Annotated in this window: 3 protein-coding genes; all 3 read right to left on the reverse strand. The window is 62.6% G+C overall.

The features are described from left to right. The gene (locus FU672_RS22645) at positions 1-2199 is read right to left on the reverse strand and encodes a type I secretion system permease/ATPase (RefSeq protein WP_148244910.1); all 2199 of its coding nucleotides are present in this window, start codon (positions 2197-2199) and stop codon (positions 1-3) included. Beyond that, entirely contained in the window at positions 2196-3599 is a 1404-nt protein-coding gene (locus FU672_RS22650; protein ID WP_148244911.1) for a TolC family outer membrane protein, read from the reverse strand. The genes FU672_RS22645 and FU672_RS22650 overlap by 4 nt, the downstream gene beginning before the upstream one ends. 80 nt (positions 3600-3679) lie before the next feature. Next, positions 3680-12286: BapA/Bap/LapF family large adhesin (locus tag FU672_RS22655; protein WP_148244912.1), on the reverse strand; the 8607-nt coding region annotated here is incomplete at its 5' end.

A 12286-nucleotide genomic window follows, 5' to 3' on the forward strand; every position in this document is an offset into this window, starting at 1 on the left:
TCACGCTGACTGATTTTCATTTTTCCACTCCCGTCCGGTTGCTGCCTGCTGCTGTTGCTGCTGCATACGGCTGTTGTTCAGCGCCTGGGCTTTTGGCGCGTCCATCACCAACATCCCCTCTTTCAACACCACTACGCGCTCTACCAGTTCCAGCACCGGTACGCGATGCGTGGCGACAATCAGGGTGCGGTGCCCGAGCCAGTCGCCCAGACGCTGGATGAATTCCCGCTCGGTGTGCTCGTCCAGCGAGGCGGTGGGTTCATCCATCAGCACAATATTCGGATCGCGCAGGAGCATCCGCGCCAGCAGAATCGACTGGCGTTGACCGCCGGATAATCCCACACCGTTTTCCATGATCGGGTAATCCAGCCCTTTGGGGAGCTTCTGCACAAAGCCAGCCGCGCCGGTCATCTCCAGCGCCTCGAAAATCTCTTCATCGGTGGCGCGAGGCATGCCAAGGGTGATGTTTTCGCGCAGGGTGCCGTAAAACAGCCGCGCGTTCTGGGTCATAAAGCCGACGTTGCGTCGGACGTCGGCGACGTCGAGATGCGGCAGGCTGAAGTTATCAAGCCGCAGCTCGCCGGCCGCCAGATCCATCCCGCCCGCCATCGCCTGCAGTAGGGTCGATTTGCCCGCGCCGTTGCGCCCCAGAATCGCCACTTTTTCTCCCGGCCTGATCTCCAGCCGGTTAATGCGCAGCGCCATGCGCGGATCGTCCGGCTGATAGCGGAACTGCGCCTGCTCGAAGAGGTAGTGACCGCGCAGCACGTCCTGGCGAATTGGCGTCTCCTCGCGCTGATTTTCGGTGGGAAGCTGCATGATGCTGTCCAGCCCCTCTTTTGCGGCTTTGACCTGCTGCCAGCGCGCCAGCACGCCGCATAGCGTCGCCATCGGGGCGATCATGCGGGAGGCCAGCATCGACGCGGCGACTACCGAGCCGGTGGTCAGGGTGCCGTCGATCACCATCGGGGCACCGACCACAATCACCCCGGCGTAGACCAGGCTCTGAATGGTCATTCCCCAGCTGATCAGGTTCTGCGTCAGCTCGCGGGTGCGCAGGCCGGATTCGGCGGTGATCTGGATATAGCTGTTCCACTGCTGCAAAAAGCGGTTTTCCGCCTGCATCAGCTTGATGTCCTCCAGCCCCTGCACGCTCTCCACCAGCACCGCGTTGCGCAGGGTCGATTCATGGGCCGACTGCTTTGCCAGCTCCGCCAGCTTCTTCTGCAGCAGCAGGCCGGGCAGGACCATGATCACCGCCGCGACCGGGGCGATCCACGCCAGCTGCGGGGCGATGATCGCCAGCACCACCACGAACAGTAAAAAGAAGGGCAGGTCGACAATCGTCGAGATGGTGGACGAGGTCACCATCTCGCGGATCTGCTCCAGCTCGCGCAACTGGGAGATAAAGCTGCCGGTGGAGCGGGGGATCGCGCTGTTGCGCAGCCGCAGCGCGTGGCCGAATACGCGATCCGAAACGCGCATATCCGAGCGCTTGCCCAGCAGATCCATAATGTGCCCGCGCGCCACGCGCAGCACAAAACCAAACAGGGTGGCAATCAGCACCCCGATGGTCAGGACATAAAGCGTCGGATAGGACTGGGCGGGGATCACCCGGTCATAGACCTGCATGGAAAAGACGATCCCGGAGAGCGACAGCACGTTGATAAAGAGGGCGGCCAGCATGACCCAGCTGTAGGGGCGCAGGTCGCGCATCACCAGCCGGTAGAGCCAGTCCGGGCGGTATTTTGAGATATAGGCGTCCACGCGGCTGTCCTTCAGCGCGGCGAGTGGACGCAGGGCAATAACGTGGCGGATTGTGGGCAGCATCGCCGTCATCGACAGCCGGTTGGTGTAGGTCTCATCGTCGAAAAAGCTGACCTCCAGCGTATCGTCTCCGTCGAAATGCTCGATCACGCCGACCCTGCCGTCATTCATCGCCACCACCACCGGCAGACGCCAGCTGTTGATCGCCTGCCGATCGTCGGTAAGGAGCTGAAACGACAGCCCCGCTTCGCGGGCCAACTGGGTAAGGGCGGGTACCATCGGCTTGCCTTTCAGCCACGGCGCACCCGCCAGCAGTGCGCCAGGGGAGCAGGCGACACGGTAGCGCGTAGCGACAAAACCAAAGGCCTGCCCCCACTGCGCCAGCGCCTCATCCGTCATGTTTTCACCTTGCGGGATATCACGCTGCTTCATGGCTGGATCTCCACGGTCTGGATGGTGCGGTTATCAAGATCGAACGCATGACGCAACTGCCCGGTGTTATAGAGGCAGTTGAGCTGCAGCTGGTGCAGCTGACCGAGGGTCTGCTGCTGGGTGAAGCGCGCCTGATAGACCTCCTGCTCGGCGTTGAGCACGTCGAGCAGCGGGCGCGAGCCGAGATCGAGATACTGCTGCTGGTACAGTTCGCGGGTGCGGGCGCTGAGGGCTTCCTGGCGGCTCTGGATTTGCAGCGTACTTTGCAGGCTCATCACCTGGCTGCGGGCTTCCAGCAGTTTCTGGCGGACATCAAGGCGCGTACGCTGAATGGTGGACTGCGCCGCCTCCACCGCGTGTCCGGCAGCGTTACGCCGGGCGGTGAGGCCGCCGCCCTGATAGAGCGGCATCTGCACTTTCACCCATGCGGAATACTGGGTGCGATCCCGCGTTTCGCTCCCCGCATAGCGATCGTTCATGTAGTGACGTACCTCCGGCTCCAGCGAGACGGTTGGCGTCATCTGCGCGTCGGCGTAGTCGAGGTTAGCCTGGGCGACGTTAGCCTGCGCCCAGGCGGCAAGTACCGCGGGCACCAGACGGTCATCCGGCTCGGCGATGTCGCAGCTCCGGCCCAGCGTTTGCGGAAAGTCATTGCTGATCGCGTTCAGGTTGTTCCAGCCGAGAAAGCTCATCAGCGTGGCGCGAGCGCTGTCCAGGCTGGCCTGGTACTGCATCAGCTGGGCGCGCGCGCCTTCGATACGGGCATCGGTCTGCACTACGTCAGAGAGCGACGTGGCCCCTTCGTCGTTACGCTGGCGGGTCAGTGTGCCAATGGAGGAGAGGGCCGCAAGCTGCTCTTTAGCTGTGTCGACCATCTGCTGCAAGGTTTGCACCTGTACCATGGCGATGGCGGTATCGTGGGCGATGGTGTCGATACTCACCAGCACGTTGGCCTGCTGCTGGGCAACGCCGGCGCTCTCGGCGCGCACCTGGCTGGCCACTTTGCCAAAGTCGTAGAGCATTTGTGAAAGAGAGAGCACCAGCGACGGCGTAAAGCCGTTCTGGTCGCCGTCATGGGAATAACCGTTGTCCACGCCGGCATTAATTTGCGGATAGTATTTTGATTTAGCGACGTCCACCTCTTCGCTCTGCTGGTAGAGTTTCCCCACGGCTTCGCTGATAGCCGGGTGCCAGGTGACGGCGCGGTTGACGGCCTCGCTAAGCTGCAATGAACCGGGGGCGGCGTTACCAGCCGCAGGGGCGACGCGGCCATTGAGCGAGGGGAGTTCCTGCGTTTCGCGGAGTTGTCCGGTATTGATGATTGCCGCCGGGTTCGCGCAGAGAGCGGGCACAGATATCAGGCAGCACGAGAGCCACCAGTAAGGCATCTTCATTCCCATGTCATGTCCCTAATAAAAAAGTACAGCTTTATTATTAATACCCGGGCGCTGTGCGCCCGGGTTAGGTACTACAGGTGCTATCAGGTAATGATGTGTTGCTGGTTAACAAGCTCGTCGTAGGTGGTCTGAACGCCATCAAGCGTAACGAGTGTTGTATTAGTGTAGGTGCCCCCCGCACCGTCACGGTCGATGGAGATCACAGTGTTGCTACCGCTTTGTGTGACATGGATATAATTCCCCAACGAGGCGGTATTGCCGTCCCAGCCCACCAGCAGATCGCCGATGTCGATCTTGTCTCCCTGCGCCAGCGAGAAGCCGGTCCAGTGATCGCCCGCGGTGCTGCTGACGTTACCCGCCGTGGCATTCCCCACCGTACTGTTCAGCACCTGGTAAATCAGCGTATCGCCGTAGGCCGTACCGGTAATGGCGTCGTTATGTTCCGAGCTGATGAACTGCGGTGCCATATTGATGGTCAGCGTGGCGGTATCCGTGTTGCCGTTGGCATCGGTCAGGGTGTAGTTGAAGGTCTCCTTCGACGTCATGGTTGAGAGCGATACCCCACTGTTGAGGGTATAGGTGTAATGACCGTCTGCGCCGATCGCCAGGATGCCGTAATGGCCGGTGATGTTCACCGTTGCGCTGCCGGTATAGGGATCCAGCGTGGTGGTCACGCCGTTGTAACCGGTCACGCTCAGACGGGTATCCACCGAGTGCAGCTGATCCAGTACGCCGCCAGAGTCGGTGCCGTCAAAGATATTGCCGTTGACGGTGTGGCTGCCGGTGACGTCGAAATCACTCAGCGAGTAGGTGGTACCGTTTACGCTTGGGGTAATGGTGATGTTCCCCACGCTCAACCCCGGGACGCTACCGGTAAAGTTCAGCGTATAGGTCCCGGCGTTCAGATCCAGCCCGGTCAATAGAACGTCGATACTGCCGCCCAGCAGCGAGCCGCCGCTGAAGGAGCCGCTGCGGATCACACCCGAGCCGTCGCTGATGGACCAGTTCACCGTCAGTCCGCCCAGCGACAGCAGCGAGGCCACGTTAAAGTGCAGCGACGCGTTATGCAGGGCGGTGTTCGGGTCGACCACGAAGGTTCCGCTGCCGGAGCCCTGGGTTGATGAAAAGAGTGCTGTCGTCCAGCTGGCGGTACCCACGGTAGTATCCGAGTAGGCTGACGTGTGGTGCACCGAGGTGAGGTCCATCGTGGTACTGACATCGTTAACGGCATTCATCGCCTGAGCGGTTGGGGTAATGTTAAGCGATGCCGTATCCTTCGAGCCGTCAGGCGCGATAACGGTGTAGACGAAGGTATCCGGCGTGCTGATATGGTCCGCCCCCACGCCGCTTCTCAGGGTATAGGTGTACTGGCCAGACGAATTGATAGTCAGCGTGCCGTATTCCCCCTGAATGTCGGTTGTTCCACTGCTGTTGACCGCCACGCCGTTCACTTCGGTGACCACCGTGCCCACCGGAACAGGGTCATTCGCCAGCACGTCGCCCGTGGTTGTTTCGCTGATACTCGCCACGCTGTAGACATGATCCTGCAGGACGCTCAGCGTGTAGCCCGTCAGGACGGCGATCCCCGATGCGGTATTGAGTAAGAACAGGTACTCCCCGGCAGGCAGATTCAGCGTCAACTGGGATGACGTGCCCCCCAGCAGCGGGGCACGTAGCCAGCCCGACTCGACGCGAACCTGCTCGAAGGTCTGGGTGGCGTTGTTGAATTTATAGACGTACAGATCGAACACCGACGCCAGCGCCACGCCGCCCACGGAGGCCTGGATGGTCATGGTGCGGGTGGTACCTTCCTCCACGTTGTAGATAATCGGGTTGGTCATGTCGTCCAGCAGGTTAAGCCCCAGCGTGTTGCCGAGATTAATGCCCACCACGGTAAAGCCACCCTGAGACGAGGTGCCGTTATTAATTTCACTCACGGTGGTGTCAAAGGTCAGCGAGGCCGTGTCGTCCACCGCCACAATGCCGTTAATTACCGTACCGGCCCCCAGAGACAGCACCAGTTGCGCCGACGCGCTGACGCCGTTATGGGTAATGGTGTAGGTGAAGCTCTCTGTCCGGCCAATGACCGCGGCGCTGGTGTCGGTCAGGTTGTAGGTGTAGCTGCCGTCGCGGTTAATGGTCAGCGTACCGTACTGACCCTGGATCACCGTGCCGTCGGCGTTCACGCTGGTGGTGACGCCCTGACCGTTAGTGACTGCGGAGATAGTGGTGCCGGCCGGAGCGTTGTCGCTGCCGGCGGTCGGGTCCGTATCGAGGATCACGTTACCGTTGAGGCTGGTATCGCCCGTGACCGTACCCGGACCGGTCTCTTTCACCGCCACGTCGAGGCTGGTATAGGAGCCGGTCGCCAGCAGGTTGGTGTTGTAGCTGAGCACGCGATAGTCGCCGTCAGCCAGCCCGGTCAGGTTAAGCGATACGCCGGTTGCGCCGAGGGTCAGGAGATCGGCAAACTGCGGTTGGCCGGTATCCACCACGGTGGTCCAGGCGCCGTTGACGTAATGCTGAACCACCAGCTCCAGGGTGTTGAGCAGAGAGAGCACCGCCCCCGTGGCGTTGGCGTTCACCACGATATCCGCGCTGCCGCCGCTACCCACCGTGAAGTTCACCTGGGCCGTATCATTGCCCAGCAGCGTCAGGACGTTGCCCACGGCGCCGACCAGCAGGAAGCCGTAATCGCTGTACTGACTGTTGGTCACGGTTGCCGTGGTGCTGAGGTTCAGCTCTTCGACGTTATTGCTGGCGGAGAGTGGCACCACCGGCGCAAGGGCGGAGCCCGGCAGCGAGGTGTTGCCTGCGACGTCGGTAGCGGTGATCTGCAGCGTCTGCCCTTCGGTCTGTTTGTTAATGAAGGTGTAGCTGTAGGTGCCGTTGCTGCCCGCAATGGCGGTCACCGTCGAGCCGTCCGCAAGGCGGATAGCGACGGTGCTGCCTGCTTCCGCATTCCCGGTCAGGATGCTACCGTCGGCATTGAAGGTCCCGGTCGGCGCCGTTGGGGCGGTGGTGTCGACGGTAATTGTCGTCACGGCTGACGCCACGCTGGTGTTGCCCGCCGCATCGGTAGCCGTGGCGGTGAAGTTATGCGTTCCTTGCGTCAGCGTGGTGGTGGTCTGCGGCAGGGTCCAGTTGCCGCTGCCATCGGCGGTCACCGTGCCCACCAGCGTGATGCCATCGTAGATCCGGACCGTGGCGTTCGCTTCGGCTGTCCCGTTGAGCGTTGGGCGCGTGTCGTTGGTCGGATTCGTACCGGTCACCGGCCCGGTGACGCTGCCGACATCATCGATTACCGAGCTGATGACCGGTGCGCCCGGCGCGAGGGTATCGACGTTAATCACATACCCGGCGGTGGGCGCGCTGGCGTTGCCCACCGCATCGGTGGCGGTAAAGGTCAACGTGTGCGGACCGTTGCTCAGCGCCGGGGATGGCGTAAAGCTCCACGCCCCGCCGGTCGCCGTCACGCTGCCGATTTGTACGCCGTTATCAAAGATTTTCACCGTGGCCCCGGCTTCCGCCGTGCCGGTGATGGTAGGCTGCGCGTCATTGGTGAACCCGCCGTTCGCAACCGGCGTTGCCGCATTGCCCACGTCATCGAGAATGCTGGTCAGTACCGGCAGCGCAGGCGGCGTGGTGTCCACAGTGAGGCTGAAGCTGGTGGACGACACGCTGGTGTTGCCTGCCGCATCCGTCGCCTGCGCGGTGAAGCTGTGCGCGCCTGCGGTCAGCGTGGTGTTGAGCAAGATACTCCAGCTCCCGCTGCCATCCGCGGTGCCCGTTCCGACAAGCGTTGTTCCCTCATAGATCTTCACGGTGGCAAACGGTTCGCTGGTCCCGACAAGGCGCGGTACGGTGTCGTCGGTTGTTTGTCCGGACGTGAGCGGGCCAGTGATGCTCCCCACGTCGTCTATCGCCTGGCTGATAACCGGCGCGTTCGGTGCTGCGGTATCAACAATTAGGGTAAAGTCCGGCGAGGTCGGGCTGACGTTGCCCGCGGCATCGGTGACCGTGGCGGTCCAGGTATGGCTGCCGTTGGCCAGCGGCGTTGACGGCGTAAAGCTCCATGCGCCGGTACCGTCCGCCTGAACGGTACCGACCGGCTGCCCGTTCTCATAAACGGTGACCGTGGCGTTGGCGGTCGCGGTGCCGTTCAGCGTCGGCGTAGTGTCGTCGGTGCTCTGTCCGGAAGAGAGCGGGGTTTGAATGCTGCCCGCGTTGTCACCCGCGGTCGAAATGACCGGCGCCGACGGCACGCCCGTATCCACCGTCAGGTTAAACGGCGTCGTCGTGCTGCCGGTATTGCCTGCCGCGTCGGTGGCGTTGAAGGTGATAGCGTGTGGCCCGTCGCCCAGATCGGTGCCCGGGGTGAAGGTCCAGCTGCCCTGGGCATTGACCACCGCAGTGCCAATTTCGGTGCCATCAACGATCACGTGCACTGTTGAACCCACGTCGCCCGTGCCGTTGAAGGTTGGACGCGCGTCGTTGGTGCTGTTACCCGACGTGAGCGTCCCGGTGACCGGACCGACATCGTCAATCACGCTGGTCACCGCCGGTACGCCGGGAGCTGCGGTATCAATGGTAAAGGCGAAGACCGATGAGTTAGCCGAGGCGTTGCCTGCTGTATCCGTTGCATACGCGCGCAGGGAGTAGCTGCCGTCACCCAGCGGCGTGGTCGGCGTAAAGGACCAGTTCCCGCTTCCGTCAACGGTCGTTGTACCAATCTGCGTGCCGTTATTCATGATGTGAATAGTGCTGCCCGCCTGTCCGGTGCCGCTAATCGTTGGGGTGTTGTCGTTGGTCACCTGGCCGCTGGTGAGGTTGCCCGTGACGCCGCCAGGGACGTTGTCGTTCACCGTATCAAGCGTCGGAACCGTCGGTGCCGTCAGGTCAACCACCACGCTCCAGGGTGCAGAGACCGCGCTGACGTTGCCCTGCGGGTCGGTCGCCCGGACGGTGAAGCTGTGCGAGCCTTCGCCGAGCGCGGTGTCAGGGGTAAATGTCCATGCGCCGGTGCTGTCAGCCGTCACCACGGCAATCTGTGTGCCGCCGTCGAAAATGGTCACCACGCTGTTTGCGTCCGCTGTCCCTGAAAGGGTTGGCGTGGCGTCGTTCGTTTCGCTGCCGCTGACCACCGTGGTGGCGGCGTTACCGACATTATCCGTGACGTTGGTGATGACCGGCGTGGCGGAAACGGAGTCCACCACGACGGTGAAGCCCGCCGAAGGACCGCTCTGATTCCCCGCCGGGTCTGTCTCACGGATGGTCAGGACGTTATTACCCTCCGCCAGGACGGGCGTGGTGTAGCTCCAGGTGCCGGTATTGCCGATCACCACGCTGTCCAGCAGCACGCCGTTGTTGTAGACAGAGATGGTATCGCCGACTGCGCCGGTGCCGGTGAGGGTCGGCTGGTTGTCGTTGGTGGTCTGGCCGCTGGTCAGCGGGCCGGTGCCCGGACCGACGTCGTCAATTACCGCGCCGATAGTTGGGGTGCCCGGCGCGGTAAGGTCGACGGTGACGCTGGCCACCGGAGAGCGGCCGCTGGTCAGGCCGTTGAGGGTCGCCGTCACCTCAAAGGTGTGTAGCCCCTCGCCAAGCGCGGCTGGCGTATAGCTCCAGTTGCCGCTGCCGTCGGCGGTCACCGTCGTCACGGGCGTTACGCCACCGTCCTGATAGATGGTGATCAGGCTTCCCGCCTGAGCCGTACCGGTGAGGGTTGGCGTGGTGTCGTTAGTGGTTTTGTCCTTCACGTCGCCTGTGATCGGGGCGACGTCATCGTTGATCGCCGTGATAACGGGCACCTGCGGCAGGTCGAGCGGTGAATCGGTAACGATAAAGGACGCGCCAGGGCTGGCATTTCCTGCGGCATCGGTGGCGGTCACGGTCAGCGTGGTGGGATCCAGCTGCGCCGGACTTAGCGCAATGGAGAAGCTGCCATCGCTGGCGGCAACGCCGCTACCAATGACGGTACCACCGCTGTCTTTCACGGTAATGGTACTTCCTGCCTCGGCGTTACCGGTCAGCGGTGTCCCCTCCTGTGTCAGGGCCATGTTGATCGGGTCGGCAGGCGCGGCGGTATCCACCGTCACGCTCAGCGGTGCTGAACTCCCTGACGTGTTACCCGCCGGATCGGTGGAAGAGACGGTGAAGGTATGAGGGCCATCCGGCAGCGTCGTACCGGCGGTCCAGCTCCAGCTGCCGTCCGGCTGTATAGTCACCGGCACGCCCGACGGGGTACCGTCGACGGAGACGATAACGGTGGTGCCGGGTTCGCTGCTCCCGGTAAGGGTCGGCGCACCGTCGCGGGTATAGAGTACGTTGTTGGTCAGTTGGCTGTCTGAGACGGCATTAATCTGCGGTATCTCAGGCGCAACGGTATCGAGCGTGACGGTAAAGACCGAACTCGGCGCGCTGAGGTTACCCGCTGCGTCCACTCCCGCCACGGTAATGTTTAGAGGGCCGTCCGTTTGTTGTGGCAGAGTGAAGGACCACTCGCCAGTACCATTCACTGTAACGCGTCCCAATTCGACGCCGTTGTTGTAGACGATCACTGTCTCACCGATGGCACCGGTGCCGCCGACCGTTGGCGTCGAATCCGTGGTAAAGCCACCATCAGGTGCACCGCCCACGGCGCCAATCACCGGCGTATCCGGCGCCACGGTATCCACGATGATCGTAATCGCTGGCGAAGCGTTAGACTCGTTGCCCGCTTCATCGGTGGCGGTGGCGGTATAAACGTGGCTACCCTCCGCAATGTCGCTACCAGGACGCCAGCTCCAGTTGCCGTTGCTGTCTACCGTGACGGTGCCAACGACGGACGGTATACCGCCGTTGACCGTGTCAGTGATGTTGATTACGTCGTTCGGCGTGCCGGTGCCGCTCAGGACCGGGCGCGGATCGTTGGTGGTTCCGCCATCGGGAACAGGACCGGTGATCTGGGTCACGCTGTCGGTGACGGTCGGTGCCGCAGGCGTAGCTGGCGCATCGGTATCAATGGTGATGGTTACCGGCTGCGATGGGGCGCTTTCGTTGCCCGTGCCGTCCATGTTGGTGACGGTCAGGGTAATGTCATAGGTGCCGTTAGGCAGCGGGGTGGATGGCGTCCAGGTCCAGTTGCCGGTACCGTCCACGATGACATCATCAAGTTTGACGCCGCCGTTGTAGATCGTCACGGTATCGCCCGCCGTGCCGGTACCGCTCAGGGTTGGCGTAGTGTCGCGGGTGGTTTCGCCCGGGTTCAGCGGCGTTTGCGTTGCGCCGCCGTCAGGATTGACGGTAATTGCCGGGATGTCCGGCGTGGCAGGCGCGACGGTATCTACCGTCAATACAAACGGGCTGGAAATGGTGGTATTGCCTGCGGCATCCGTGGCGTGAACCGTCAGGGAATGCGGGCCGTCGGTGAGCGGGGTAACGGGCGTAAAGCTCCAGCCGCCGCTGCCGTTGAGGGTGGCGGTGCCGAGCAGGGTCGCGCCGTCATAGACAGTGATCACCGCATCAGCCGGGGCGGAGCCCTGCAGCAGCGGTTTGGTATCATCCGTGGTATCGCCGCTGCTGAGCGTGCCCTGAACGCCGCCGACGTCATCGGTCACGGTGGCGATGGTTGCCGCCACGGGGGGAGTGGTATCGACGGTCAGGGTGAAGCCGTTTGACGGCAGACTGGTGTTACCCGCCGTGTCGGTGGCAACAACGGTAAAGGTATGAGGCCCGCTGCCAAGAGGCGTCGTGAGGGTATAGGTCCACGCGCCGTTGTTGTCGACCGGGACCGTGACAAGATCGGTGCCATCCAGGCGGATGGTGACGGTTGAACCTGGTTCAGCCGTGCCGTTGAGCGTCGGCGTGGTGTCGTTGGTGCTGTCGTTGGGGTTGAGCGCCCCGACACGCTCCGGCACATCATCCACCACCTGGGTGATGACCGGGGCTGCAGGCGCGACGCTGTCAATCGTCAGAGTCCAGGTGTTGGAGACGCCGCTGGTGTTACCTGCTGCGTCGGTCGCGACGGCGGTCAGGGCGTGGGGACCCTCACCGATCGGCGAGGAAGGCGTAAAGATCCATACACCCAGGCCATTGGCAACGGTCGTACCAATAGCCACACCGTCCACGCGGAGGGTGACCGTCGCGTTTGGTTCGGCGGTACCGCTGAGCGTCGGGGTGGCGTCGTTGGTAGTCTCATTAATATCGAGCGAGCCGGTGCGCCCGGGGACATCGTCCACGACTTGTGAAATCACCGGGGCGTCAGGTGCCGTACCGTCGACGTTAATTGTCCACGGGGCTGATATTCCGCTCTGGTTACCGGCGGGATCCGTTGCCGTTAGCACGTACGTGCCATCGGTCAGCGGTGTGGGCGGTGTAAAGCTCCACAGGCCGGAGGAGGGAACAACCACCGTCCCGAGGACATCGCTGCCGTTAGAAATCGTGATGGTCGAGCCCGCCTCGCCCGTTCCGTTCACGGTCGGCGCCCGGTCGTTGGTAAGCCCGTTCGGGCCTACGGGGCCAGTGGTGGCCTGCACGTCATCAATCACAGACACGATAATTGGCGTCTGCGGTGGGGTAATATCCGGTGACGCCGCGGAGGTTGCTGGCCCCGTGTTGCCTGCCGTGTCGGTGGCGTCAGCGGTCAGGATTTCGCCGTTGAGCTTCGGTGGGGTCAGCGTCAGGCTGAAGTTGCCCTGGCTATCGGCAAC

It is taken from the genome of Enterobacter asburiae, assembly GCF_008080435.1.
Classification (GTDB): Bacteria; Pseudomonadota; Gammaproteobacteria; order Enterobacterales; family Enterobacteriaceae; genus Enterobacter; species Enterobacter asburiae_C.